The organism is Moraxella tetraodonis (assembly GCF_022359095.1).
GTDB classification, from domain to species: Bacteria; Pseudomonadota; Gammaproteobacteria; order Pseudomonadales; family Moraxellaceae; genus Faucicola; species Faucicola tetraodonis.
Map to the genome: position 1 here is coordinate 1312193 of NZ_JACSYB010000001.1, position 26239 is coordinate 1338431.

23 protein-coding genes are annotated in these 26239 nt (G+C 43.8%); 15 read left to right on the forward strand and 8 right to left on the reverse strand.

Annotation, left to right across the window (positions count from 1 at the left end; translation table 11 throughout):
* The first annotated feature begins 65 nt into the window (after positions 1-65).
* From sthA to kdsB, 9 genes are all read left to right on the forward strand, one after another.
* A complete protein-coding gene (gene sthA, locus H9W84_RS05865; protein WP_239742307.1) occupies positions 66-1760 on the forward strand; it encodes a Si-specific NAD(P)(+) transhydrogenase in 1695 nt (564 codons plus the stop codon).
* A complete protein-coding gene (gene rsmG, locus H9W84_RS05870) occupies positions 1760-2407 on the forward strand; it encodes a 16S rRNA (guanine(527)-N(7))-methyltransferase RsmG (RefSeq protein ID WP_239742309.1) in 648 nt (215 codons plus the stop codon). Before sthA ends, rsmG begins: the two co-directional genes overlap by 1 nt.
* 101 nt (positions 2408-2508) lie before the next feature.
* Complete coding sequence (locus tag H9W84_RS05875; protein ID WP_050325335.1) at positions 2509-3309, forward strand: ParA family protein; 801 nt, start codon at positions 2509-2511, stop codon at positions 3307-3309.
* 178 nt (positions 3310-3487) lie between these two features.
* Positions 3488-4633, forward strand: a complete 1146-nt coding sequence (locus H9W84_RS05880) for a ParB/RepB/Spo0J family partition protein (protein WP_239742311.1) — start codon at positions 3488-3490, stop codon at positions 4631-4633.
* Between the two features lie 51 nt (positions 4634-4684).
* Positions 4685-5308 (forward strand): MotA/TolQ/ExbB proton channel family protein, encoded by a 624-nt coding sequence (locus H9W84_RS05885; protein ID WP_036593908.1) that lies wholly within the window; start codon positions 4685-4687, stop codon positions 5306-5308.
* A 30-nt stretch (positions 5309-5338) separates the two neighbouring features.
* Positions 5339-5794: an ExbD/TolR family protein gene (locus tag H9W84_RS05890; RefSeq protein WP_239742313.1), complete on the forward strand. Its 456-nt coding sequence runs from the start codon at positions 5339-5341 to the stop codon at positions 5792-5794.
* 63 nt (positions 5795-5857) lie between these two features.
* The gene (gene msbA, locus H9W84_RS05895; protein ID WP_159676295.1) at positions 5858-7621 is read left to right on the forward strand and encodes a lipid A export permease/ATP-binding protein MsbA; all 1764 of its coding nucleotides are present in this window, start codon (positions 5858-5860) and stop codon (positions 7619-7621) included.
* Positions 7621-8724: a tetraacyldisaccharide 4'-kinase gene (gene lpxK, locus H9W84_RS05900; protein WP_239742316.1), complete on the forward strand. Its 1104-nt coding sequence runs from the start codon at positions 7621-7623 to the stop codon at positions 8722-8724. The genes msbA and lpxK overlap by 1 nt, the downstream gene beginning before the upstream one ends.
* 21 nt (positions 8725-8745) lie before the next feature.
* Positions 8746-9540: a 3-deoxy-manno-octulosonate cytidylyltransferase gene (kdsB, locus tag H9W84_RS05905; protein WP_239742318.1), complete on the forward strand. Its 795-nt coding sequence runs from the start codon at positions 8746-8748 to the stop codon at positions 9538-9540.
* Between the two features lie 57 nt (positions 9541-9597).
* On the opposite strand, the gene H9W84_RS05910 is transcribed toward kdsB, so the two are convergent.
* From H9W84_RS05910 to H9W84_RS05920, 3 genes are all read right to left on the reverse strand, one after another.
* The gene (locus H9W84_RS05910) at positions 9598-10599 is read right to left on the reverse strand and encodes an LLM class flavin-dependent oxidoreductase (protein ID WP_065253079.1); all 1002 of its coding nucleotides are present in this window, start codon (positions 10597-10599) and stop codon (positions 9598-9600) included.
* A gap of 61 nt (positions 10600-10660) precedes the next feature.
* Positions 10661-11587, reverse strand: a complete 927-nt coding sequence (locus H9W84_RS05915) for a LysR substrate-binding domain-containing protein (protein WP_128677843.1) — start codon at positions 11585-11587, stop codon at positions 10661-10663.
* Positions 11588-11655: 68 nt separating this feature from the next.
* A complete protein-coding gene (locus tag H9W84_RS05920; RefSeq protein WP_239742322.1) occupies positions 11656-11805 on the reverse strand; it encodes a hypothetical protein in 150 nt (49 codons plus the stop codon).
* A 337-nt stretch (positions 11806-12142) separates the two neighbouring features.
* Here H9W84_RS05920 and H9W84_RS05925 point away from each other — a divergent pair, with 337 nt between their 5' ends.
* Genes H9W84_RS05925 through H9W84_RS05940 form a run of 4 tightly spaced genes read left to right on the forward strand, consistent with a single transcriptional unit; the run spans position 12143 to position 16765 of the window.
* Positions 12143-13741 (forward strand): AmpG family muropeptide MFS transporter, encoded by a 1599-nt coding sequence (locus H9W84_RS05925; RefSeq protein ID WP_338106443.1) that lies wholly within the window; start codon positions 12143-12145, stop codon positions 13739-13741.
* Positions 13734-14588, forward strand: coding sequence for a peptide chain release factor N(5)-glutamine methyltransferase (prmC, locus tag H9W84_RS05930; protein ID WP_239742324.1), 855 nt, complete (start codon positions 13734-13736; stop codon positions 14586-14588). Before H9W84_RS05925 ends, prmC begins: the two co-directional genes overlap by 8 nt.
* Positions 14589-14643: 55 nt before the next feature.
* Positions 14644-15438: a HesA/MoeB/ThiF family protein gene (locus H9W84_RS05935; protein ID WP_239742327.1), complete on the forward strand. Its 795-nt coding sequence runs from the start codon at positions 14644-14646 to the stop codon at positions 15436-15438.
* 13 nt (positions 15439-15451) lie between these two features.
* Positions 15452-16765 (forward strand): ABC1 kinase family protein, encoded by a 1314-nt coding sequence (locus tag H9W84_RS05940; protein WP_239742329.1) that lies wholly within the window; start codon positions 15452-15454, stop codon positions 16763-16765.
* A 12-nt stretch (positions 16766-16777) separates the two neighbouring features.
* On the opposite strand, the gene H9W84_RS05945 is transcribed toward H9W84_RS05940, so the two are convergent.
* Positions 16778-19012, reverse strand: coding sequence for a DNA primase (locus H9W84_RS05945; RefSeq protein WP_239742331.1), 2235 nt, complete (start codon positions 19010-19012; stop codon positions 16778-16780).
* Positions 19013-19099: 87 nt separating this feature from the next.
* On the reverse strand, positions 19100-20182 hold the full coding sequence (locus tag H9W84_RS05950) for an outer membrane protein assembly factor BamD (protein ID WP_239742333.1): 1083 nt from the start codon (positions 20180-20182) through the stop codon (positions 19100-19102).
* A 249-nt stretch (positions 20183-20431) separates the two neighbouring features.
* Here H9W84_RS05950 and H9W84_RS05955 point away from each other — a divergent pair, with 249 nt between their 5' ends.
* Positions 20432-21487 carry an RluA family pseudouridine synthase gene (locus H9W84_RS05955; protein WP_239742335.1) on the forward strand — a complete coding sequence of 352 codons (1056 nt, stop codon included), beginning with the start codon at positions 20432-20434 and terminating at the stop codon, positions 21485-21487.
* 93 nt (positions 21488-21580) lie between these two features.
* Here H9W84_RS05955 and H9W84_RS05960 read toward each other — a convergent pair whose 3' ends face one another.
* The 3 genes from H9W84_RS05960 to H9W84_RS05970 all read right to left on the reverse strand — a co-directional run bounded on the left by H9W84_RS05960 (position 21581) and on the right by H9W84_RS05970 (position 24483).
* Complete coding sequence (locus tag H9W84_RS05960; RefSeq protein WP_239742337.1) at positions 21581-22396, reverse strand: TIGR03915 family putative DNA repair protein; 816 nt, start codon at positions 22394-22396, stop codon at positions 21581-21583.
* An 84-nt stretch (positions 22397-22480) separates the two neighbouring features.
* Positions 22481-23737 (reverse strand): putative DNA modification/repair radical SAM protein, encoded by a 1257-nt coding sequence (locus H9W84_RS05965; protein ID WP_239742339.1) that lies wholly within the window; start codon positions 23735-23737, stop codon positions 22481-22483.
* 191 nt (positions 23738-23928) lie between these two features.
* Positions 23929-24483 (reverse strand): hypothetical protein, encoded by a 555-nt coding sequence (locus H9W84_RS05970; RefSeq protein ID WP_239742341.1) that lies wholly within the window; start codon positions 24481-24483, stop codon positions 23929-23931.
* A 382-nt stretch (positions 24484-24865) separates the two neighbouring features.
* Between H9W84_RS05970 and H9W84_RS05975 the strand changes: the two genes are divergently transcribed.
* Complete coding sequence (locus H9W84_RS05975; RefSeq protein WP_239742344.1) at positions 24866-26062, forward strand: amino acid aminotransferase; 1197 nt, start codon at positions 24866-24868, stop codon at positions 26060-26062.
* The last annotated feature ends 177 nt before the right edge of the window (positions 26063-26239 follow it).

The following is a 26239-nucleotide window of genomic DNA, read 5'->3' on the forward strand; positions in this document are numbered from 1 at the left end:
TCGTATTTTATATTTCATTTAAAAATTTTTTATTCATTATCAAGGCTTAAAATATGGGAGCTAATATGCCAAAAAAACGGATTAATGACAAAGTTACTCAAATTCCCCCTACAAACAATGACAACGAAAACATCTGTGATTCCAACACACAGTCAATTATTGAACCCCAAGAAAATATTACCGAAATTTTGGCAAAACCAACCAAAACTGAAATTTCGGATTCTGATAAAAAAGCCAATACCGTCAGTATCAGTGAAGACGACGATAAGGTAAAACATTTTGATGATGCATCGGTGCATTTTGATTTAATTAGCCCGCTAGATAACACCCGCATCAATTTAAAGCGTTATAAACGTCAAGATGCCGTTAGCCATGCCTATGATTATGATGCTGTCGTGATTGGCGCAGGACCCGCGGGTGAAGCAGCAGCGATGAAAATCGCCAAATCTGGGCAAAAAGTTGCCGTGATTGATCCACGCAAACAAGTGGGGGGCAACTGTACGCACGTAGGCACGATTCCAAGTAAAGCATTGCGTCAGTCAGTGTTTAATATTATCGGTAATCGCCGCGATCCTATCTTAAACCAAGGCATTGACTATCACCAAATTCCACTCAATAAAGTATTAACCAAAGCGCGCGAAGTGGTGCGTAATCAGGTAGAAACGCATACCCGTTTTTATGAGCGCAATCAAATTGACTTAATCAATGGTTGGGCAAGTTTTAAAGATACCCATACCATTCATATTGATATGAGTGATGGTACCGAGCAAGACATTACCTTTGAACAAGCCATTATTACTGTGGGTAGCCGTCCTTATCGCCCAGATTTGTTAGATTTTAGCCATCCTCGCGTGTTTGATTCTGATAAAATCCTACAAATGGATTATGTGGTACAGCGCATTATTATTTATGGTGCAGGCGTGATTGGCTGTGAGTATGCGTCTATTTTTACTGGTCTTGGCTATAAAGTAGATTTGATTAATACCCAAGAGCAGTTGCTTAGCTATCTAGATGATGAGATTTCTGACGCATTATCGCATGACTTTAGACAATTTGGCGTGTTGATTCGTAACAAAGAAGAAATTGAACGGCTAGAAACTTATGATGACTGCGTGATTTTATATCTAAAAAGTGGTAAACGCATCAAATCAGATGCTATTTTATGGTCAAACGGTCGCTCAGGTAATACCGACAGTCTCAACCTTGCCGCCATCGGACTCACCGCAAACAGCCGTGGTCAACTTAAAGTCAATGAACATTACCAAACCGATATCCCAAATATTTACGCAGCAGGGGATGTGATTGGCTGGCCATCGCTTGCATCGGCAGCTTACGACCAGGGACGCTGCGCCGCTGCTTATATGGTGGGCGATGAAAACGCACAACCTGTTCGCAGTGTGCCAACGGGTATTTATACCATTCCTGAAATTTCAAGCATTGGTAAAAACGAACAAGAATTAACGGCCGAAAAAGTGCCGTATGAAGTGGGTCAAGCCTTCTTCAAACACCTTGCCCGCGCACAAATCATCGGTGAGCGTAGTGGGGTGTTAAAAATACTGTTTCACCGTGAAACCTTAGAGGTTTTAGGTATCCATTGTTATGGCAATCACGCCTCTGAGATTATTCATATCGGACAAGCAGTGATGGAAAGTAAGGGCAGCAATACGCTAGAATACTTTGTCAATACTACCTTTAACTACCCAACGATGGCAGAAGCCTATCGCGTTGCTGCCCTCAATGGTCTTAATCGGGTGTTTTAATGGCGCAGATTAATGTAAAGCTACAACCCCAGTACCTAAAATTACAACCGCAGTTGCAACAAGCGCTATCTGAGTTAAAATTGCCACTATCGGATGAGCAGCAATTACAGATCCTGTACTATCTACAGCAGCTGTTATTTTGGAATAAAGCGTATAATTTGACCGCTATCAAAGATGACCAACAAGCGTTAATCAAACACATCTTTGATAGTTTGTCGATTGTGCCATTTTTGCCAGCCGGTGATTTGCTAGATATTGGGACGGGTGCGGGTTTGCCAGCGGTGATAGTTGCCATTTGTCAGCCACAACGTGCGGTGACAGCGCTCGATAGTAACCAAAAGAAAATTCGCTTTATCAAACAAGTCGCCAGTGAGTTGGGGTTAAAAAATCTAACACCGGTTGCCAGTCGTATCGAAGCGCATGCAGGTAGTTATCAAGTGATTACCTCAAGGGCGTTTGCATCACTGGTGGATTTTGTCATCCATAGTCAAAGCAAATTGGCAGACAATGGTGTCATTTGTGCCATGAAGGGGGTTGAACCTATTGACGAGATTCAAGCGCTTCAAACTGAGTGGCAAATTAACACGCAGGTGTTAACCGTGCCTGAGCTGCATGAATCACGCCATCTGATTTATTTGCAAAGATAAACATCCCATTTCAGCCAGTTTTACCGGTATTAGGGTTTGATAAACTGGCTGTTTTTGACTACAATTTTCAACCTTTTTATCAACACATTGCGAGACAGTTCATGGATATTTTAGCCATTGCTAATCAAAAAGGTGGGGTGGGCAAAACCACCACCGCGGTTAATTTGGCAAGTGCACTGGCACATCGCCGCAAAAAAGTCTTACTGATTGATTTGGATGCCCAAGGCAATGCGACCACGGCATCAGGGCTGGATAAACGCGAGTTAGAATACAGCATTGCTGATGTGCTATTAGATGATTTACCAATCCATGAGGCGATTGTCAAAACCCCGAATGGGTTTGATATTGTCGGTGCCAACAATGAATTGTCAGGCAGTGATTTGCATTTAAGTCAAAAGCCTGAAAACCATGCAATTTTGTCAAAAGCCATGCAGCAGCTCGCTGATATGCCTGCCAAAAACGGCCGCGCGACTAAGCCGTATGATTTTATAGTGATTGACTGCGCGCCGAGTTTAAGTTTACTTACCATTAATGCAATGTGTGCCACATCAGGGGTGATTATCCCGATGCAATGTGAATATTTTGCATTGGAAGGATTGGCGGATTTGTCGCAAACCATTGAGCGTTTGAAGTCGCTAAACCCAAAACTGCATATTCGCGGTGTGCTAAGAACCATGTTTGACCCGCGCAATACCTTGGCAAATGATGTCTCTATGGAATTGATTGAGCATTTTGGTCCGATTTTATTTAATACCATCATTCCCCGTAATATTCGTCTAGCAGAAGCCCCCGCGCACGGCATCCCTGCGCTTGATTATGAGATGAATTCAAAAGGCTCACAAGCGTATATTCGCCTTGCCAATGAAATTATCAAGCAAAGTCGCCAATTCCAACTTGCCTAGCTTAAGCTGTTTGGGCACTTTTTTTGTTAACTTGTTGGCAAGTGCGCACTGGCAAAAGCAATGAAACTATTTTTCAAGCAATAGCGAATCTGCTAAAATAGCCAGTTCAAAAATGGCGGCATTGGTTTAATTTTTTATCAGTCATTTTTAACTATTTAATGGCACTGGGAATTTCGACATGGTTAAAAAGCGTGGATTGGCATCAAATCGAGGACTTGATGCGTTACTCGGCTCAATCAAAACAGAAAAATTGATTACCGGTAATCTAATCGATGCGAGTGTTCCAGCCGCTGTCGATGACGCGAAAAGCGCTGAAAAACTACATGCCAAGTCAACCGATGATAGGCAAAATGTCTCAGATGCCGAATCAGCCGAAGCTCGCGACACTATAGCCGTAGCCAAAAATTCGCCTACAGCTGCGGTAACCCCCAAACCACTCACCGCAAAACCCGCCAAAACACTAAAGTCCACTACCCATAACGCATCGATAAATAACGATGATGATAGTAATGTGGCTGGGTTAAATTTGATGCATATCAACGTCGCGTATTTGCAGCGTGGCAAGTATCAGCCGCGCATTGATTTGGACGAAGATGGCTTGCAAGAGTTGGCAACGTCTATCAAGCAGCATGGCGTGATGCAGCCCATTGTGATTCGGCCTTTAACCAAAGTATTGCCCAATTCCTCGATTACCCATGAAATTATCGCGGGTGAACGTCGCTGGCGTGCGGCGCAAATTGCAGGTTTAACCCATATACCTGCCATCATGCGCCCAATGTCAGACGACTTGGCAATCGCTTTGGCTTTGATTGAAAATATCCAACGGGAAGATTTGAGCGTCATGGAACAGGCTGCTGCATTGCAGCGTTTTCATGATGAATTTGGCATGAGTCATTCGCAAATTGCTGATGTGGTGGGTAAGGCGAGAACAACGGTTTCTAATTTGCTGCGTTTGAACCAATTACATGACGATGTCAAACAAGCGTTAAATGAAGGGCAAATGGACATGGGACATGCCAGAGCATTATTGTCGCTGTCACCCAAACAGCAGCCGGTTATTGCCAAAAAAATTATACAGGGTCAATTGACCGTTCGTGAGACTGAAGCGTTAGTCAAAGACATTTTAAATCCAAAAGCGCCGACACAAAGCCAAGAAATTGATTATGATAGGCTGCGACTAAACCAACACCTCTCTGAACAACTCGGTGCCGTGGTAAAAATCAAAGGCTCCTCAAAAGGTAAGGGGAGTATTGAGATATTTTTTCACAATGAAGAAGAATTACAAGCTTTGATTGTGCAGTTCCAGTCGCAACTTGAGCATTAAATTTAGTTTTCTCAATTGATTAGTCATTGGCATGCAAAGGCAGTATAACGGATGTGGGAATTAGTTAAAGCAGGCGGTTGGTTGATGTGGCCCATTGTCCTATGTTCGATTTTGATGTTGATTATTATCATTGAGCGCGCGATAAAACTTAAAGTCAGTACAGTGACACCCGCCCATCTGCGTGAACAATTGATGCAGCGGCTGATTGAGCAGGGCGATATTGATCGTGAATCGCTTGAGAATGTCAAACTCAATTCGCCTTTGGGTGATATCCTTGCTGCAGGACTCATGAATCGCCAGCATGGGATTGATTCAATGACCATGCATATGGAAAACCGCGCCAGTATCACCATCCACCAATTAGAAAAACATATCAATATGTTGGGTACCATCGGTGCTATCGCCCCATTGTTGGGTCTTCTAGGTACGGTACTGGGGATTATTTCATCCTTCTTAGCCATTACCGAAGGCGCAATGCAAGATCCGACCATGCTGGCAGCTGGCGTATCGCAAGCGCTGATTACCACAGCAGGTGGCATGCTGGTTGCGATACCTGCGGTAATGGCGTACCGTATTTTTCAGCGCCGTATTATTGATATCAATGCTGCGTTTGAACAAGAAGCGGGTTTGATGATGCAAGAACTACTGGACAATGGTCTAATCACGCCTCGTTAATGGCGTATAGCTGCGTAAAAGAGTCAAACCATGCGATTTCGTAAACCCACGGTCGAACCTTTAGAAATCAATCTTACCCCGATGATTGATTGCTTGCTGTTTTTGATTGTTTTTTTACTGCTCTCGACCACTTTCAACCATTTTAGTAAACTCAATATCATTTTGCCGCAAGCAGAGGGCGTGCCGATTACCGAGAAAAGCAAACGCATTGAAATCGCGGTGCAAAAAGATGGTAGCTATTTGGTCAATGGTATTGCTTTATCTGGCAATGGCGAAGCTGAATTGACGGCGATGATTCGCCAAGAAGCAGGTGAAGACCGAAAGCAGCTATTTGTTATCTCTGCGGATGCCGAGACCAGTCACCAATCGGTGGTTAAAGTGATGGATATAGCAGGTAAAATGGGCTTTATGAATTTAAATATCAGTACTGTGATACCTGCCACTTCGCTCGATAGTAATATTGCCCCAGTCCCTCATACCAAATAATTTTTATTTTTCAATTTACTGATACAATAGCTGTTAAGTCGTTCTTTTATATATTGAGATGCCATGACTGTTTCAAAACCTTCCAATGCTCACCCACGTTGGCAGACCTATCGAAGATTGCTAGGTTATCTCAAGCCATATTGGTGGGCGATGACGCTAGTCGTCATTGGCTTTACCTTAAATGCAGGCACCGAAGTAGGCATTGCCAAGCTAGTCAAATTCATTATTGATGCGATTAATGAACGTGATCAAGCGCATATCAATCTTTTTCCAGCCTTAATCGTATTGTTGTTTGTACTGCGAGGACTTAGCTCATTTTTGGGTAATTACTTTAGCGCAGTGATTTCACGCAATGTCGTCTATCAGCTGCGTATGCAAGTGTTTTCAAAATTGCTCAGATTACCCAGCCAATTTTATTTGAGCCACAATGCCGGTCAGATTTCTGCAAAATTAATCTTTGATGTCGAGCAAGTGACTGCGGCGGGTACTGATACGCTCAAAACCTTGTTACGCGATGGTCTGACCGTGATTGGGTTGTTGGCGTTTTTGCTTTACAGTAATTGGAAATTAAGCCTGTCGTTGTTTGTGGTATTGCCGCCGATTTTATTGTTAGTCGGTAAAGCCAGTAAACGCTTTCGCAAGCTGTCGCGCGGTATTCAAAAATCCATGGGCGAGGTCAGTCATATTACCAATGAAGTCATCACAGGCTACCAAGTGGTCAAAAATTATGGCGGTCAGCAAAATGAGCTGACGCGGTTTAACAACGCTTCTTTAACCAATCTTAAACAAGGCCTAAAGGTGGTGGTGACCAATAGCATCAATACCCCATTAATTCAATTATTGATGGCGTGCGCGATGGCTGTGGTGGTATGGATTGCATTAAGACCGAACGTATTAGGTGATACCACCGCAGGCGAGTTTATCGCTTATATCAGTGCGGCAGGGCTACTGAGCAAACCCGTGCGCTCGTTGACCGATATCAACCAAGGCTTGCAAAAGGGTTTGGCGGCGGCGGATTCTATATTTGAGATGCTCGATGAAGCCGAAGAAAAAGACACAGGCAAGGTTGAAAAAACTCTGAGTGGTAAAATAGTACTTAACGACCTAAGCGTCACTTTTGAGGATGGCAAACAAGCGCTCAACAACGTAAATTTGGTGGTCAATCCCGGCGAAACCGTGGCGTTAATCGGTAGAAGTGGCGCAGGTAAAACCACGCTAGTCAACTGTCTGATGCGCGCGCTAGAACCCACAAAGGGCAATATTTATCTTGACGATGTCGCTATCGAAGATTTGACATTACATTCACTGCGTAGTCAGATTGCCAGTGTCAACCAACAAGTGGTACTGTTTGATACCTCTATCTATAACAATATCGCCTATGGAGAATTATCTAACCGAACCTCGGAGCAAGTGATTGATGCTGCAAAATCAGCCTTTGCGCACGATTTTATCATGCAGTTGCCGCAGGGATACCAATCAAAGATAGGCTCACAGGGTCTGCAGTTATCTGGCGGACAACGTCAACGCTTATCCATTGCACGTGCCCTGCTAAAGGATGCGCCTATCTTGATTTTGGATGAAGCCACAAGCGCGCTAGATAACGAATCGGAATTTTATATCCAAAAAGCGCTGGAGCGCGTCATGCATGGCAGAACCACCATCGTTATCGCGCACCGATTAACCACTATCCAAAATGCCGATAAAATCGTGGTCATGGATAAAGGTGAAATTATTGAAGTCGGTACCCACGACAGTTTGCTAGCGGCGCAAGGTACGTATGCCAAGTTGTATGAGCGTCATTTTGAAGAGGATATATTGTCAAGCTAATGCAACAAACTCTACTACAGGCGTGGCGCAACAAATCCCTCTGGCTATGGTTGTTATTGCCCGTGTCTTGGTTGTATGGATTGGTTTTTTGGCTCAATAAAACTATTTATCGATTAGGGCTAAAACCAGTTTATTATCCCAACGTGCCCGTCATTGTAGTGGGCAATATCACGGTTGGCGGTAGCGGTAAGACACCGCTAATCATTGCGGTGGTAACCTACCTGCAGCAAAAAGGGCTGACGGTCGGCGTCATCAGTCGTGGCTATGGCGGACAACCCAAACTCATGCCTTGTATCGTGACAGCAAATTCAAAACCCAGTGAGGTTGGTGATGAGCCATGTCTGATTGTGCAGCGTACAGGCGTGCCAATGGCAGTCTGTCCAAGCCGGGGTCAAGCAATTGAGTTATTGCTTAAGCAGTTCCCAAGCATTCAACTTATTTTGGCGGATGATGGACTGCAACATTTTGCCTTGGATAGGGATGAAAACTGGATTGTCGTCGATGCCGATCGCGGCTTTGGTAACCGCCAGCTATTGCCCACAGGCTTTCTGCGCGAACCGATTAAACGCCTGTATCAGCCCAATACCACCGTCATATTTCACCAAAGTGATTGGCAGGATACTCAGGCTTTAACCCATTTTTCAAATAGCCTAAGCAAAAATAGTCATAGCATATCACCCGATATTCGTATGCGTTTGCTACAAAAACCGCTAGAACCTTTATTTAAAACACCTTTATTTAAAACGCCTGCGCAAGATAGTTTACCTGCCCAACAAGTGATTGCCATGACGGGGATTGGATTGCCGCAGCGTTTTTTTAATAGCCTAAGCCAATTAGGATTTGACATCATACCGATGCCATTGAATGACCATCACACTTATAGTTTGCAAGATTTTGCCAACTTGCCAAAGTTACCGATTATCGTCACCGATAAAGATGCGGTCAAATTGCGTGTTTTGTTCGCTCAAGGTCATGAGAAAAATGACATTGCAACAACCATATGGGTGTTACCGGTAGAAGCTGAATTATCACCCGCCTTATATGCGTTAATCGACCGACAAATCGGTGAATTGGTTACCCTTACTGACAATGCTGACAATTAAAAAACTTGTAGGAAATACAATATGTTAAAACATTTGGTCATACCAGCCCGTCTAAAAAGTACCCGACTGCCCAACAAACCGCTGTTAGAAATTCATGGCAAGCCGATGATTCTATGGGTGATTGATCGTGCCAATGCGGTGAAATCGGCGGGAATTGCCGATGATGTTTTTGTGGCAACAGATGATGATAGCATCGCTAAACTGTGTCAAGACTATGGGGCAAGTGTCATCATGACTGACCCCAATCATGCGTCTGGCACTGATAGGCTTGCTGAAGTAGCTAGACTTCAGCAGTGGTCAACTGAGGACATCGTGATTAATATGCAAGGCGATGAACCACTCGTGCCTGCAGGACTCATCAAACAAGTGACTGAGCTACTGCTACAAAAAAAAGATTGCGTAATGGCGACTTTGGCTGAACCCATCCAAAGCGTTGAAGAGTTTTTACGCCCATCGGTGGTCAAAGTCGTCAAAAATGCCCACCAAGAGGCCTTGTATTTTAGCCGAGCACCGATTCCTTGCGATCGTCATACAGCATTGTTGATCGACCAGCCAATCAGTGGCGAAAATAGCGCGCCAAAAAACGCTTACCGACATCTAGGCATCTATGCTTATCGGGTCAGTTTGTTACAGCAATTTAGTGTCTGGCAGCAAGGCGAGCTTGAGCAGCTTGAATCATTGGAACAATTGCGTATTTTGGAGCAAGGCATGCGTATAGCCATTGATATCGCTTCAGAATTGTTGCCGCCCGGTGTAGACACGCAAGAGGATTTGGATCGGCTCAATGAGTTGGCGTTATCAGAGTTATTGAAATAATAAAAAAGCCCAAGTTAATCTTGGGCTTTTTTGTGGTTTTTGCTTTTGTGATGTTGATTAGCTGTTTAAGCTAAATGAATCAAGCGCTTTCACCAAAGATAAGGAGTTAAGGCGGGCTTGTTGGTCATAAATATTACACGTGACAATCAATTCATCAGGACGGATAGTTTCAAGAAAATGGTCAAGTTTTGGTTTGACACTGTCAGGTGTGCCGACAAACGAAATTGCCAACGACGATTCAACCATGTATTTTTCTGCAGATGTCCAAAAAGCATCAATATTCTCAATCGGTTTTGGCATTTGTGAGGGTTTACCACGGCGCAAATTGACAAAACTTTGCTGCGCTGAGGTGAATTGGTAAGCGGCTTCCTCGTCGGTTTCGGCCAATAGCAAGTTACTTGCTACCATCACATAAGGTTGTTGCAAATGGCTAGAGGGCTTGAAATTCTCACGGTACAATGTCACCGCTTGCGATAACATCTGCGGCGCAAAATGCGACGCAAACACATAAGGCAAGCCTAATGCAGCAGCGAGACTGGCACCAAATAAAGACGACCCTAAAATCCAGACAGGCACATTTAAGCCATTAGCCGGCATGGCAGTCACTGTCTGACCATCGAGCGGGTCAAAATAATGCATCAGTTCTTGCACATCTTGCGGGAAGTTTTCGGCATCATTCATAGTGCGGCGCAAGGCACGGAAGGTTGCTCCATCCGTACCAGGGGCACGGCCGACGCCAAGATCGATACGTTCGCCATACAAAGTGGCTAACGTACCAAACTGTTCTGCGACCACTAACGGCGCATGGTTAGGCAACATGATACCACCCGAGCCAATTCGAATCGTTGAGGTGTGAGCGCCAATGTGAGCTAGCAACACACTGGTTGCAGTACTGGCAATGCCGCGCATGTTATGGTGCTCAGCCAGCCAATAGCGGTTAAAACCTACTTGTTCGGCAGTTTGGGCAACAGTCACCGCTTGCTTAAGCGCGTTTTTAGCGTCACTCCCTTCAGGTACAGGAACAAGGTCTAAAAATGAAATAGGGATTTGTTTGGTCATCATTATAGTCATCATAAAAAGAATAGTAGTCCCTTTATAATGGCGAATCCAAAAAAATCAATCACCCAAATTGTTGCTGACAAATATCAATGAAAGCTTTGCCAAAATTACGGATATCGCCATCGACACGGGTGGCTATCCACGTCACATGTTTTCCAAAAATTTTCGTTGGAATTTTGACAAGATTGCGATAATTCTGACCTTCAAATGCCATTTCAGCAATTGTGCCCACGCCCATACCAATACCGACATAGGTACTAATCACATCGGCATCCAAAGCAGTAAGTACAATATTAGGTGTCAGTTCTGCCGCACTAAAGGCTCTATCAATCGCACCACGACCCGTAAAACCACCGTGATAAGTGATAATCGGATAATTCGCTAAGGTTTGGATATCAATCTCAGTGCGATTCTCAAGCTCATGTCCCACGGGCACAATCACATGATGATACCAATCATAATAGCGAATACAGTGTAGATTATCGTGCGCAAGCAGCGATTCAGTTGCGATGCCAATATCGGCTTGACCTTGTGCCACCATATTGGCAATCGACTCAGGGTCAGCTTGATGTAAAATCAGATGGACATTGGGGAATTGTTGTTTAAAGCGCTGTACCACCCAAGGCAACACATAACGTGCTTGGGTATGCGTCGTAGCAATTGACAACTCACCCTGATGGGGATTTTGAAAATCTAAAGTTAAATTTTCAATCGACCTTACTTCTACAAAGATTTTTTCAATATGTGGTAGTAGCAGCTCACCGATAGGGGAGAGACCCACCAATCGCTTACCCTGACGCACAAAAACTTCCGCCCGAAGCTGACTTTCGAGCGCGGCAATATGCTTACTAAGACTGGATTGACTGGTATGTAATACTTTGGCGGCTTGGCTCAGATTGTAATTATTAATCACAGTCTGCCAAACGGTTTCAAGCTGTTTGAGTTGAATTTGTAAATAACGTTGATTGATGACAACATTGATTGCCATAAAATGACCTTAATAAAAAAACGAATAAAAAACGAAATAAAATGCTCGCTATAAGCGCTTGATTGAAGTTAAATCTTAACAAAACTAGGCATTACCGCCATATCTGTGTTAGACACCGCGCCTGCCATGCTACTATCGACTACAGATATGCTTTTAATATCAGGTACCGTGACATGATAGGCATTATTTTGCTGATAGATAGCAATCGGGTATTGCATAATTCGCCTCAAAGCCGTCAACAGCTAAACAACTGACAAAAAGGTTGAAAGTCACCGCAGGGTGTCAAGTATAGCATATTACCATAAAATAGCAGGTTCAAAACCTAGCTGCTTAAGTCAGGCTTATTTAATAGACTTAAAATTTAAAAAATTGAAATATGACAAGTCTGTAGACATTGACTCGGTTATTGATTCAGTTGCAGTCCCGCCTTGTTTCAGATATCGACGTTTCAGACAGCCATAATAATTTTAGTTTGTCTAGACCTAGAAAACCGCTACAATAGCAAGATTTTAATGAAGTTTTGTGGTAAATCGTGCGTGATGAGTGAGAGGTAACATGGAAATATCAAAACAACCTGTGGCAAACGACCAAGCGGCGCTACCAAGCGAAAGCTCAGCAGGCACAAAAAAGTCTTGGGGCGAAGCCATCAAAGCCTATATGGACAAGCGCGCTTGGGTGATGTTGCTATTGGGTTTTTCTTCAGGGCTACCTTATCTATTGATATTTTCTAGTTTATCAATTTGGCTCAAAGAAGCAGGGTTTGATATCAAAATTATCACCATGTTTAGTTGGGCGATGCTCGGGTACTCGTTTAAGTTTGTTTGGTCGCCCCTCGTCAATGCCGTGCCGATTCCATTGTTAACCAAAATGCTAGGCCAACGCCGTAGTTGGTTAGTTGTGGCACAAATCGTGGTCGCCTTTGCAATTTTCATGCTTGGTAGTTTTAATCCCACCAGTGATGTTGTACTCGATTATATGGCATTTTTTGCCGTGTTGTTAGGTTTTTCAGCGGCGACACAAGACATCGTGATTGATGCCTATCGCATTGAAATTGCTGAAAAATCTATGCAGCCCGTACTCTCTGGTATGTTTATGGCAGGCTACCGAATCGGTCTGATTGTTGCAGGGGCAGGGGCGCTGTTCTTGGCAGAATATTTTGGCTCGACCAAAGCCACTTACAACTACGCTGCTTGGCAACAAACCTATTATATTATGGCCTCTTTGATGCTCATAGGGGTTGTCACCACCCTGTTGATTAAAGAACCCACCGTCACCCGGGTGCAGCATGAACGCCCGATGACGGATTATTTTCAACTGTTTTTACTATTTTTAATTTCAGTGATTGCGCTGATTGCCAGTTTTATTGTCATCGGTCATGTGCTTCCAGAGACTGAGTCAAAATTTTTAGGCTTTGTTTATGAGAGTATTAAATTTATTGGCGCTGTTGTTATCGCCATTGGTACCGCGTTAATGTTATTAAAAGCCAAAATCATCAAAAAACAAGTCGCGGTTGACATGTGGGTCGCGCCGATTCAAGACTTTTTCATTCGTTATGGTAAAAAAGCCGTATGGCTGATTTTATTGATAGGCTTGTACCGTATTTCAGATATTGTGGCAGGTACGACGTCAAACTTGTTTTACGTCAATTTAGGCTTTAGCAAAACCGATATCGCCTTGGCGGTCAAAACCTTTGGGATGGGGATGTCAATTGTAGGTGGTATTCTAGGCGGTTTGCTTGCTGAGCGTTTTAAAATCATGAATGCTATGTTGATTGGTGCTATTTTAGCGTCAGCCAGTAATTTATTGTTTGTGATTTTGGCAGGCAAAGGACATGATTTTTTTTATATGTACTCAGCGGTGATGTTTGATAATCTCGCATCAGGTCTAGCAAGTGCCATCTTCGTCGCCTTTTTATCGGTATTGACCAATATTCGCTTTAGCATGGTACAGTATGCACTGCTTAGTTCATTGATGACGTTAACACCAAAAATTTTAGGTGGCTACTCAGGTGCGATGGTAGAGACCATGGGGTATCCTGCTTTTTTCACCTTTACCGCATTGATTGGGATTCCTGTGCTGTTGTTGATTTATATGGTAGATAAGCATGTGATGAGCCAAGACGCGACAAGAGGCGATAACATCACCCATGAATAACCCAATGTCATCTTACACTATTCAATCGTTGTTGGCTGTGCCAAGCACGGTTGAAAAACACATCCGCAAACAGTTGCTGGGTGAGTATCTTCATGTAGGGCAAACTTATCTTATTACCCATGATGGCGAAATGGTAGCTGCAGAGATAGCCACTCAATATTTTGCTGCGCTAGAGGAGTTGATAGCCGGTAAACCATTCGCTTATGTTTTAGGCAAACAAAGTTTTTGGCAGCATGAGTTTTTAGTCAATGAGCATACTTTAATACCGCGTCCTGATACCGAGCGGTTGATAGAGGCGGTGCTTAATCATTATAAAAATAGCCTAAGCAAACCAATGAATATTTTAGATTTAGGCACTGGGTCAGGTTGTATTGCCATCACGCTGGCAGACGAATTTAAAAATTCATCCGTTAGCGCAGTGGATAAGTCGCCTGAGGCGCTAAAGGTAGCAGCAAAAAATGCTAAAAGACTAGGGGTTAATAATATCACGTTTTTTGAAGGCAGTTGGTATGAACCCTTGGTGACAACCAATGCAGATGAAAACAACAAATTTGATATCATCGTATCTAATCCACCTTATATCGATCCCAACGATCCCCACTTGGCAGGCTTAACCGATGAACCCATTAGCGCGTTAATCGCGGATAATAAGGGCATGGCGGACATCTGTCATATTGTCAAAACTGCGCCACAATTTTTACAGCCTCATGGGTTATTAGCGATTGAACATGGGTATGATCAGGGTAAACAGGTTAGGGGTGTGTTTTTGTCAAATGGCTTTGGCGATGTAATCAGCGTCAAAGACTATGGGGACAATGAACGAGTAACGCTGGGTGTACTAAATTAGTGTACTAAATTAATGGGCTAAAATAGCCTAAGCAAATATGTGTAATTTAACTACTATGTCAAAACAAACAGAATTAACCGATGCAGAAATGCTACGCTATGCCCGCCAAATATTGCTAGAAGGATGGGATATAGAAGCACAAACGCGGCTAAAAAATAGCTGTGCAATTATTATTGGCATGGGCGGGCTGGGTTGCCCACTTGCAGAGACCTTGTGCCGTGCTGGCATTGGCAAACTACTGATTATTGACGATGATACGATTGATGAGAGCAATCTGCAGCGGCAGTCGTTGTTTACCCCTAACGATATCGGTCAATCTAAAGCGCTGGTAGCCAAAGCTAAATTACATGAAATCAATGCATTTTGTGAGGTTATCGCCATACAAGCACGTTTAACAGCAGATAATTATCAACAAATGGTTGAACAAGCGAAAATAAATAGCCTAAGCAAATTAATATGCGATTGCACAGATAACTTCAAAACACGAGACCTCATTAATACCATCGCTGTCAAGTCAAATTTGTCATTATTATCAGCCTCAGCCATTGCGCAAACCGGGCAACTGGCATTATTTGCGCCGCAGCAAGGTTGCTATCATTGCTTATTTCAAGGGGCAGGGGATGATGAGCAAACGTGTGCTACTAGCGGTGTGCTTGCCAGTACCACCCAAATCATCGGCAACCTTCAAGCCCAAGCGGCTTTAAGTTTTTTGGGACTGGGCATCAATCCTATAGCGCAAACGTTATTGCTATGGAACGGCAAAACCATGAATCTTAAAAAACTTCACTATCGTAAAGATGCTAACTGCGAGATTTGTAGCCAACCATCGGCTATCACAGACGTAATTTAAACTAGAGTCAATCATGCAAAAAAATCACTTTTTAAAAAAATCCTTAAATATCATTCAGCGGGTCGGGAAAACAGCAACCGTGGCTGGCAAAACAGGGCTGCGTATCGCCCAAGGTGAAAAAATAACCCCAACGCTGCTGCGCCAAAGCTTTGAAGAGTTGGGTACTACCTATATCAAAATCGGTCAGTTTATTGCCAGTACCCCGTCCATCTTTCCCCGAGAATATGTGACAGTATTTCAAGGCTGTCTGGATCAAACCACACCCATGCCTTACAGTTATATTGAAGGCGTCTTAAGAGAGGAACTGGAAAAAGACGGGCAGACATTGGAAGATATTTTTCAAAGTATTGAGGTCAAGCCGTTAGCGTCTGCATCCATCGCCCAAGTTCACAGTGCTATTTTAAAAAATGGCGATAATGTGGTGTTAAAAGTGCAAAAACCTGAAGTAGATACCATCATTCAAACCGATTTAGGCATGATGGTTGGGGTAACTAAACTGATTGACAGTATTGCACCATCGCTAAAATTTGCCAGTATTTCACCCATTATTGATGAAATCCGTTTGCGTATGGCAGCAGAAACGGACTTCTTACAAGAAGCCAAAAACATTGATGATTTCCAAGATTTTTTGAAAAAAACCGACAATCAGAAAGTAGTCGCACCCGATGTCTATCATGATATCAGTACCAAAAAAGTACTTGTCATGACACGGTTCTTTGGGGTGTCGATGATTGATGATGCTGCCATGCGTCAATACTGCAAATACCCCGCACAGGTGATGACAGATACTTTAAATACGTGGTTTTCTAGCTTGATGCTGTGCAATAGTTTTCATGCCGATTTGCATGCAGGCAATTTGATGTTGTTGACCGATGGTCGTATTGGCTTTATTGATTTTGGGATTGTAGGTAAACTTGAACCCAAAGCCTGGCAGGCCAGTATGGGGATGATGGATAGTTTTGCTAAAGAAGACTATCGCGGCATGGCGCATTATATGGTTGAAATGGATATGACCCATGTGCGAGAGCAAGTCAATGTCGATGTCCTTGCCCAAGATCTTGAATCAGTGATGAAAAAAATCTTGGCAGATGATAGTTTGTTTATGGGAAAAACCATTGACCAAACCATGCCAAACCGCTTAAAAGATCATACTGATGAAATCAACCAAATGTTGCTTGAAATGGTGGAAGTCGGTAAACGCCATGGTATTCACTTCCCAAGAGATTTTGCGCTACTCACCAAACAACTGTTATATTTTGACCGTTTTATGAAAGTACTCGCCCCTGAGATGGATATGTTTCATGATGCGCGGATTAAAATGGCATAAACACGCGATGAATTAATCCTCTTTACGCTGTAGCCATGTTCTAAGCCAAGTTAAAATCGCTTGGTGGTGTTTGATACATAGGCTCAGCGCCTTTAAGTCTGCTTTTAGGGTTTTTTGTTCGCGCTGTAGGCTTTCTAACATCAGCTGAACCACCAACTCTGTCACCAGGTCTGAGATATCATCAATATTGCGCTGACTGAGCTCTTTAAAAAACCGCGCCCAATGCTTAATAAGTTTGTTTTGCTGATCTGATGTCAAGCCCGCCAGTATAAAATGCGCTTTGGCATTGATTCGATCGTAAGTTGACCATTTTGGTTCATCAAACCCCTGCAATCTTGACTGAATGGTTTGAATCCAAGTAATCAACTTCAATAATTCTTCATCGGCAATGGCTTGCCAAGTTAGGCAGCAGCTTTCATCATAGTTTTTGCAGGGCGCATTCATCGCATCCGTGATGACATCCGCGATAACACCAGCGATAACATCAGTGCCGCCAGTTGAATTTTCATCTAATCGAATCGGGGCTGTCGGTTTGGTAGATGGGTGTTTCGGTTTAAAAACGTTAGCCGCTTCGCTGCGCTGATAAATATCGCGGATGACAGATTGGCTAATGCGGTTATTTTCCAGACTGCCTAACAGCTCTGGTTGAAACAAAAAACACAGCTGCAGATGCAGTTGTACCGTCAATTCGCTATCAAAATTGAGCAGGGCATCTTGCGCTTGCCGTGCTTGGTTTTTTCGCCCCAATCCCATTTTGTTTTTGATGTCTTCACGCAGCAACCAGCCATAACTGCCTTTTGGCAGTTTTTGGGTCAGCGCAGAGAGCTGCTGCAAAATTTTGCTGCGATTTTCAGGGGTATTGGTAGGATATTGACGCGTCAGACTTGAATACAAATACGCTGATAGGGGAACGGCTTGGGCGATTTGTTGCTGCATCGCTAACAAACCATGCGCTTTGACATAACTATCAGGATCATGATTATCTGGCAGTGTCAAAAAGTGTAATTCCTTGCCATCAGTGAGCGCAGGCAACCCCACTTCCATGGCACGCCAGGCGGCTTTTTGTCCTGCACTATCGCCATCAAAACTTAAAGTAAGTATGGGATTAAATTGCAGTAATCTTTCGATTTGTGATTGCGCCAGTGCTGTTCCCATGGAGGCAACTGCACCATACACGCCCGCTTGATGAAGGCTTATGACATCCATATAACCTTCAACCACCAGCCAGTCTTTGGCTTTAGCCTTACGCCCTTCAAAAAGACCATACAACACGGCTTGTTTATGAAATACCGGTGAATCTGAAGAGTTGATATACTTGGGCTGCTCATCATCAGACATGGTACGACCGGCAAAGCCAATCACGCGTCCTTGTTGGTCGCGGATGGGGAAAATCACCCGATTGCGCAGCAAATCAAAATCACGCCCATTTTGCGAAGTGCGTACCAATCCCAAGATTTTCAACCCTTCGATGTCTTGGGGGAAGGCTTCTTCAAGATGTTGCCAACCGTTTGGGGCAAAACCCAAGGCAAATTCTTCGATAGTGTGCGGCGTCAGACCACGTTTGAGCAAATAATGTTGAGCAAAGCTATTTTGCTGTAATTGATGTTGATAAAACTGGCAGATTTGGGTCAGTAAGTCGTATAAACTTGATGAACTATCCTGCGGACTGCTATTACCCATGCCATCAAAGGGTGAAAACCCGCCAACGCTTGCATCATCATAATCAGCAAAAGGGATAAAGCTCACATCTAAGTCATTAGACGTTTGAAAATCATCAAAAGCGTCTATCCACAAAGCCTCTGCATCGTCAATAGACGGACGCTCGGCAACATCTGAGTCAGAGAGGGCTTGAGCAGGACTTTGAGCCAGATTTTGATGAGAGGATGCCCTTGCTTGCGATACAGCAGGTTTGGTTTGAACGGGTGTTTTTTTATAGGTATGTGATTTGTTGACAGGTTCTTTGGGCAGCTCAATCCCCGTTTGACGGGACAGTTCTTTGAGCGCTTCACCCGCGGTGAGGTTTTCGTACTCTTTCAAAAAGGTGAGCGCATTGCCTGCGACACCACAGCCAAAACAGTTATATAGCCCTTTTTGCGGATTGACAAAAAATGAGGGCGTTTTTTCGCCATGAAAAGGGCAACAGCCTTTGAATTCATTGCCCGAACGTTTGAGCTCCACATGCTTGCCAATAATCTTGACGATATCAGCATTGGCAATGATTTGATCAATGATGGCATTGTTACTCATGGTAAAAAGCGCATTTCCAGTTAAAAATTAGCTGATTGAAAAAAAATAGCTAGGATAAACCTAGCTAATGTTAACAGGGTTTATAGATTATTTGACTTGACTGGTATTGTCAGGTGGCAGACCCAAGCCAATTGTGGTCTCACGTGGTCTGGTTGGTGTTTCATCATTTGCCGTGGTTGCTGGACTTGGCAGGCGCATTGCCGCAGCTTGCTGAATTGAAGTCTGAATCACTTGCGGCTTGGTGTTGCCTGAGTATTGACCAGACTGCTGGGCTAGCCCTTGAACAGCAGCATTTTGTGAGCTTTGACCCAGCACGCCCAATGTGGCTTTATTTAACCAGTTTGAACCGGTACGGGTATTATCAAGCTTGACGCTGCCACGCGCATCAATCAGACCAGGATAGTTGATACGAAGCAGTTGTTTATATTGATTGGCGGTATCGGTCATTCCCAGTTTGTCATAGCTATAGGCGATGGTAGCAATAGACTCTGGAATCGCCTCGCTTTGTGGGTAGTACTGAAATACCCATTTAGCACGGTTGGCAGCTGCCACATAGGCTTTGCGTTTAATATACCAGCGCGCTACATCCATCTCACTTTCTGACAATTGGTTATAAATATAACGCATACGTAGCGCAGCATCTGGAGCATACGCACTATTGGGGAAGCGATTAATCAGTTGCTGAAAGTTATTAAACGCGATGCGCGAATAGCCCATATCACGGTGTGCAGGATTAAGTTTGGTGTACTTCATCACGCCGCCTGATGCTGCCTGCATATTTGAGATGCCGCGAACATAGTAAGCGTAGTCAACTTGCGGGTTGGATGGGTAAGACTGGATAAAACGATCAGCACTGGCAATCGCATCCAAATAGTCACCATGTTGGTACTGCGCATACATCAAGTCAAGTAACGCTTGCTCGCTGTAATCACCCACAGGATAGAAAGTCCGTAAATCGTTCAACTGGCTAATTGCTTTAGCAAGGTTGCCTTTTTTGATGTTGTCAGTCGCTGCTTGGTAGTAGCCTTGTTCGCTTTTTTCAGCTTTGGTCGCGACGACTTCGTCTTTGCCACCAAACAATTTTGAATTTTTTAGCGTTTGACAGCCCGATAAAGTGGTCAAAGCCAGAGTAATTGCGGTGAGACCCACAACTTTGGAAAGATGATGCATACGAACCTCAAATCTATTGCAAAAATATTTGCCCATCATAATACTTATTGTTCAAAACTGAATGCAAAATATTGTATTAAAAATTTCACTAAGTCTATCACGAAACGTTATACTTTGTGACCTATCCGCACATATTAATTTTGAAAATCCCTATACCCTAAGTCTGAACTGTTTATGACCACGCCAATCGCCTCACATCCGATCAACTTAAATCCAATCGAATCAAACATTGAATCTATGAACGAATCTATGACTCAAAACAATACCAATCAACTCGAAGAAGAATGGGAAAACCTGTCACAACCACACCCAAGTACTCAAAACCTGCAGACCCACGACGCTGGCAGTCATCAAATTATCCAAAATTATACAGTCAACTCTGAGCAAATAGGGGAGCGCATTGATAAAATTGCTGCCTTGGTGTTTAGCGATTATTCGCGTGAGCAAATCAAAAATTGGCTTGAATCAGGCGAACTAACCGTGAACGGCGCAGCGCAAAAACCCAAATATCGTCTTAAGCCCAATGATATGTTGGTGCTTAAAGCGAGTTTGACCGCTCAGCAGCAAGATTTGCCCGAGAATATCCCACTTGATATCTTGTATGAAGATGAGGCGGTGCTGGTCATCAATAAGCCCGTAGGCTTGGTCGTCCATCCTGGTGCAGGCAATGGGTCAGGTACGCTAGTCAACGCGCTACTTTTTCATTATCCTGATAGCCGCACGCTACCTAGAGCAGGACTGGTACATCGCATCGATAAAGAAACATCGGGTTTAATGGTGATTGCTAAAGACAGTCAAAGCCAGCTGCATCTAATTAATCAGCTTAAAGACAAATCCGTGTACCGGCTTTACCAAGCAATTGTGTTAGCGTCCGCCGCTGAGCTTGCCCGCCATCGCACCATTGATGCCCCCATTGGTCGCCATCCGACCCAGCGCACCAAAATGGCGGTGGTGGGTAGTGGCAAACCTGCTGTTACTCATCTTGAGAAAATCACAGCGATAAGCGACGCTGTCTCATTGGTCAGCGTCCGTCTTGAAACAGGGCGTACCCACCAAATCCGTGTACACTTATCAAACTTGGGTTTTCCGTTGCTCGGAGATCCGCTCTATGGTGCAGCTCGTAAAAATGCGATATTGTTAAAAACTTTGCATGACGACCAAAAACACATCGTGCAACAGTTCCAGCGTCAGGCACTACATGCTTATGAGCTTGGCTTTATCCACCCAAAAACAGGCGAGCCTATTAAAGTGCAAGCACGCCTGCCCGAAGACATGCAAAAATTACTCGACACCCTAAAGCCCTAACAAAGCCATAACTTTTTACCGTTATACGACTTTGATTAAATGACTGAGGCGTTATTGAGGCGTGTTAGCGGGCAATTAGGGTACGCCCCGCTATTAACCCATTTTTTCCGTCAAATATTTCCAATAGCGTTTTGGTAAATACTGAATATGCAGCTTGCGATTTAACCGCTCTTTGATGGTCACGTGGGTAAAATATTTTTGCCAAAGCGTTTGGTATTGTCGTTCTGCCTCGCTATAAAACTGCTGCGGATGCAGTAGCGCTTCATCATCTACATCACAGATGATATGGACTTGTTCGCTGGGACCATCGTGAGCGTAATAAATACCAAACCCGCGTTTGACATCATAAATCGCCCAAGTCTGATCGGCATAGCGTGCTTTAAAATGCTGATGCAAAATGGGTAATACATTAAAATCAGGCTCAACGCGCGCAAAATATACCGGTTTGTCGGTGTCTGGCATTTGCATTTCTTCAAATCGCACAAACGCCTGCATACGGTGGCGCTCACGCCCGACCATTTTGATAAGCTTGCTCACTGCCATCACATCCGCATGGGTATAATTCTCCCACACATCAAGGTTGGGATTGGACAATTGAAACCGTACCACCCCAAACAGATGACTATAAACTGTAGGCGATTCTGATAAAAAACCCCACAGCAGTTGTCGCATACCGTTTTTGCCAAAGACGCACGCTAATTTATCACTCACCCGTAAGGTTTTGGATTCATCGGTCGCGACGGTGACAGTGTCTTGCCAAAAATTGGGCACTACTTCATGCTCGGCTTGAATGGTCACAATCGGTGTGTGCTGCCAACCGTTCTCATAGATGGTAAACACACACGTGAGCCACCCTTCAAAGCTGCCATCAAAGATTAAAATAGGGGGCTCAGCCGTCATTAAATCCATAAATGATTGACCTTTTGCACAGTGGACTTTAAAACCTTAATTTTAAAAGATTGATTTTAAAAAATTAATTTTAAAACAATAATGCTAAAACAACACCAATTGACCATGCCGCTCGGCTTTGAATTTGGTTTGGGTCTGCGCCAGCACATAATCGCGAAAGTTATCCTGCGTTAAATGACTTAAATGCTCATTGCGACCTTTGAGTGCGATAAAGTATTTGGCACGGTTTACGGCAGCGCCCATTTGCTTGAGATGTTCGAGCGTCAACGTCGAAAATTTTCGTGCCTGAACAATTTTTTTGGCAGTTCGGGTGCCAATACCAGGAATACGCACAATCATTTTGTAAGGCTCGGTCTGAATATTGACGGGGAAATGTGACTTATTACGAATCGCCCAAGCCAATTTGGGGTCACAGTCCAAATCCAAGAACGGATGGTCATCGGGTAGAATTTCTTCTGCTTCAAATCCATAAAAACGCATGAGCCAATCCGCTTGGTACAAGCGATTTTCTCGCACCATCGGCACAGGAGTACCCATGGCGGGCAAGCGATTGTCACTGAGCATAGGTACATACCCTGAATAGTACACCCGTTTTAGGTCGTATTCTTGATAAAAATGGCTCGATAAACGGATGATTTGTAAGTCGGTCTCTTGCGCTGCGCCCACAATCAGCTGGGTACTTTGACCCGCTGGGGTAAATTTTGGGGTATGTTTGTGTTGTTTTTTACTGTCTTTAAACACCACGATTTGTTCTTGCACCACTTTCATTGGCGCTTTCATATCGTCATGGTTTTTTTCAGGGGCGAGCAATGCCAAGCCTGATTTGGTGGGGATTTCCATATTGACGCTTAAGCGATCGGCATACAACCCTGCTTCCTGCATCAACTCAGCAGACGCACCGGGAATGGTTTTTAGATGAATATAGCCATTGAATTTGTGCGCAAGGCGCAAGGTTTTAGCGACACGAACCAATCGCTCCATGGTATAGTCGGGTGATTTAAAAATCCCTGAGCTTAAAAACAAACCTTCAATATAGTTGCGCCGATAAAACTGCATGGTCAAATCAACCACTTCTTCGACAGTAAATGCTGCGCGCGGCGTATCGTGACTGCGCCTTGAGGTGCAATACGCGCAATCGTAGATACAATGATTGGTAAATAATATTTTTAATAAGGAAACACAGCGACCATCTTCGGTATAACTATGACAAATACCCGAGTTGGCCGTGCCGAGTCCTTTGTTATGATTGTCACGTTTGCTGCCACTTGATGAACAGGAAACATCATATTTGGCAGCATCGGCTAAGATGGATAATTTGTCTTGCAATCTTTCATAATTCATCGCGTAAACCTTGCATATCTTATATATCAGCGGATAAAAACATAAAAAATAGGTTGCAAAATTAAACTTAAGATGAGTATTTTACCTTATCAGCCGCTAAAAATACGGTTAAAAAAAAGCAAGACGACAACATGTGACGTCTTGCTTTGGGTAGATTAACTAATTAGTGTCTACGAATTACGAATTACGAATTACGGGTTAACGATAATAGCCGGTGCGGTCGTGACAGGCACGGTGGTCATTGTCGCTACCGCAGGCGTTGATGCCGGTAGCAATACGGGAGTTGTCGTGGTAGTAGAAACAACGGTGGAAGGTTTTGACACGGTTACTGTCGCGCCTGAGCCCGTTTGTACCGTCACTGGGGCGGTGGTATTGACATTCGATGTTGATACTACAGTGGTACTGGGCGCTGTTGTTAACAGAGGGGCTGTGGTAGTGACGACAGGCGTAGAGGTAGAGACAGTGCGATAAGTCGGCGTGGTGACAATTTGCGTCGGGTAAAATGGCATACCGTCAACGATGGTAAATCCATTGGGGCGAACCATCACGGTATCGCTAGTGCCATCGATATGTTGATTGACAATCGTTGTGGTTTTTGGTGCGATGCGGGTCGTGGTTACTGTTGTAGTTTTTTTGGCGGCGGCTTTAACGGTGCGCGCATGACTGGGCGTTGCCACGGCACTCATGGCAATCACCGCAACTGTCGCGGCAACGATTTGAGATTTTTTTATAGCGGTCATCATCATGTTGTGTTTCCTCAAAAATACACAGTGGTGAAGAATAAATAGGGGTCAAAAATATACACCGAATTGATGAAATTATTATGCGCATATTGTTGATAGAAATATAAGTTATAAATGTAAATAACACGCAAAATTTGCAATTTATGCGATAACTGCTGTGAAAAAATGTAACTGCATGGGTCAATTAACCCATTGAACAGGACACTTTGATAGGCTTAAAACTTTGTCAGGTAAAGCGCTTAGACAAGCAAAAAAATAGGCGTGACGGTTGTTTTATTGGGTTACAAGGTTTATCCTTATCCGTTGACATTGAATATTTGGGCAATGCCACGTTAGCGTAAATTTTTTAGCAGTCAAACTTATCAATTAAATGTAGGAGCTATTCATGTTTTCACATGTAGAACCGTATGCGGGTGACCCGATTTTGGGGCTGATGGACAAGCATAAACAAGACCCACGTGCCGACAAAGTTAATTTGGGTGTGGGTGTCTATTTTGATAATGACGGTAAATTACCCGTCCTCAACTGTGTGCAAAAAGCTGAAGCACAAATCGCTAATCCACCAAAACCACGTCCCTATCTGCCAATGGATGGTCTGCCAGGTTATCGTGCTGCTTGCCAAAACCTATTGTTTGGTAAAGACGCACAAGTATTAAAAGACCAGCGTGTAGCAACCACAGCGACCATCGGTGGTTCAGGCGCGCTCAAAGTCGGGGCTGATTTTATTCATGCTTGGTTTCCACAAGCCAAATGCTATGTGTCTGACCCAACATGGGCGAACCATATTGGTATCTTTGAAGGGTCTGGTTTTGCAGTGGGCAAATATCCCTACTATGATGCAGCGACCAATGGCATCAAATTTGATGAACTGATTGCTTTTTTAAACACCTTGCAAGCGCATGATGTGGTGTTGCTGCATCCTTGTTGTCACAACCCAACGGGCGTTGACTTGACCCAAGCGCAATGGGATCAAGTCCTTGAAGTGGTCAAAGCGAAAAACTTGCTTGCCTTTATGGATATTGCCTATCAAGGCTTTGGTGAAGACATGGATGCAGATGTCTATGCGATTCGCAAAGCAGTGGACATGGGCTTGTTATTCTTTGTCAGTAACTCATTCTCAAAAAATCTATCACTGTATGGCGAACGCGTTGGCGGTTTATCGGTGGTGTGTAAAGACGAAGCACAAGCCAAAGCGGTACAAGGTCAATTGCAGTTCAATATCCGCCGCATTTACTCAAGCCCACCTTCGCATGGCGGTCACGTGGTTGATATCGTGATGAATGACGAAGCGTTATTCAATGAATGGGTACAAGAAGTGTATGTGATGCGCGATCGTATCAAAGATATGCGCCAAAAACTGCGTGACAGTTTAGAAGCCAAATTACCGGGTCGCAGTTTTGAATATATCACCAAGCAAAACGGTATGTTTAGCTATACCGGTCTCACCCCTGAACAAGTAGCGCGCATTATCAAAGATTTTGGTATCTATATGGTCGCTAATGGCCGTATCTCGGTTGCCGGTCTAAACGCTAGCAATATCGACTATGTAGCCAATGCCATGGCAGAAGTGTTAAAAGACTAAGCGTATTACATGGGCTTATTAAATAAGCCTGTTAAAAAACTAAGATAGCTTAAATCATCAAAACCCTTAACCGCCTGTTAGGGGTTTTTTATAACTTATGATTTATAAGTGATGGTGTATGACTTATGATTAATGGGGCGGGGGAGTAAGCCCTTCTGGTAAGGTTGTAGAAATATT

Bases quoted from the DNA above. Each gene is read 5' to 3' on its own strand.
- sthA (WP_239742307.1), top strand. From the start codon at position 66: ATGCCAAAAAAACGGATTAATGACAAAGTTACTCAAATTCCCCCTACA.
- rsmG (WP_239742309.1), top strand. From the start codon at position 1,760: ATGGCGCAGATTAATGTAAAGCTACAACCCCAGTACCTAAAATTACAA.
- H9W84_RS05875 (WP_050325335.1), top strand. From the start codon at position 2,509: ATGGATATTTTAGCCATTGCTAATCAAAAAGGTGGGGTGGGCAAAACC.
- H9W84_RS05880 (WP_239742311.1), top strand. From the start codon at position 3,488: ATGGTTAAAAAGCGTGGATTGGCATCAAATCGAGGACTTGATGCGTTA.
- H9W84_RS05885 (WP_036593908.1), top strand. From the start codon at position 4,685: ATGTGGGAATTAGTTAAAGCAGGCGGTTGGTTGATGTGGCCCATTGTC.
- H9W84_RS05890 (WP_239742313.1), top strand. From the start codon at position 5,339: ATGCGATTTCGTAAACCCACGGTCGAACCTTTAGAAATCAATCTTACC.
- msbA (WP_159676295.1), top strand. From the start codon at position 5,858: ATGACTGTTTCAAAACCTTCCAATGCTCACCCACGTTGGCAGACCTAT.
- lpxK (WP_239742316.1), top strand. From the start codon at position 7,621: ATGCAACAAACTCTACTACAGGCGTGGCGCAACAAATCCCTCTGGCTA.
- kdsB (WP_239742318.1), top strand. From the start codon at position 8,746: ATGTTAAAACATTTGGTCATACCAGCCCGTCTAAAAAGTACCCGACTG.
- H9W84_RS05910 (WP_065253079.1), bottom strand. From the start codon at position 10,599: ATGACCAAACAAATCCCTATTTCATTTTTAGACCTTGTTCCTGTACCT.
- H9W84_RS05915 (WP_128677843.1), bottom strand. From the start codon at position 11,587: ATGGCAATCAATGTTGTCATCAATCAACGTTATTTACAAATTCAACTC.
- H9W84_RS05920 (WP_239742322.1), bottom strand. From the start codon at position 11,805: ATGCAATACCCGATTGCTATCTATCAGCAAAATAATGCCTATCATGTC.
- H9W84_RS05925 (WP_338106443.1), top strand. From the start codon at position 12,143: ATGGAAATATCAAAACAACCTGTGGCAAACGACCAAGCGGCGCTACCA.
- prmC (WP_239742324.1), top strand. From the start codon at position 13,734: ATGAATAACCCAATGTCATCTTACACTATTCAATCGTTGTTGGCTGTG.
- H9W84_RS05935 (WP_239742327.1), top strand. From the start codon at position 14,644: ATGTCAAAACAAACAGAATTAACCGATGCAGAAATGCTACGCTATGCC.
- H9W84_RS05940 (WP_239742329.1), top strand. From the start codon at position 15,452: ATGCAAAAAAATCACTTTTTAAAAAAATCCTTAAATATCATTCAGCGG.
- H9W84_RS05945 (WP_239742331.1), bottom strand. From the start codon at position 19,012: ATGAGTAACAATGCCATCATTGATCAAATCATTGCCAATGCTGATATC.
- H9W84_RS05950 (WP_239742333.1), bottom strand. From the start codon at position 20,182: ATGCATCATCTTTCCAAAGTTGTGGGTCTCACCGCAATTACTCTGGCT.
- H9W84_RS05955 (WP_239742335.1), top strand. From the start codon at position 20,432: ATGACTCAAAACAATACCAATCAACTCGAAGAAGAATGGGAAAACCTG.
- H9W84_RS05960 (WP_239742337.1), bottom strand. From the start codon at position 22,396: ATGGATTTAATGACGGCTGAGCCCCCTATTTTAATCTTTGATGGCAGC.
- H9W84_RS05965 (WP_239742339.1), bottom strand. From the start codon at position 23,737: ATGAATTATGAAAGATTGCAAGACAAATTATCCATCTTAGCCGATGCT.
- H9W84_RS05970 (WP_239742341.1), bottom strand. From the start codon at position 24,483: ATGATGATGACCGCTATAAAAAAATCTCAAATCGTTGCCGCGACAGTT.
- H9W84_RS05975 (WP_239742344.1), top strand. From the start codon at position 24,866: ATGTTTTCACATGTAGAACCGTATGCGGGTGACCCGATTTTGGGGCTG.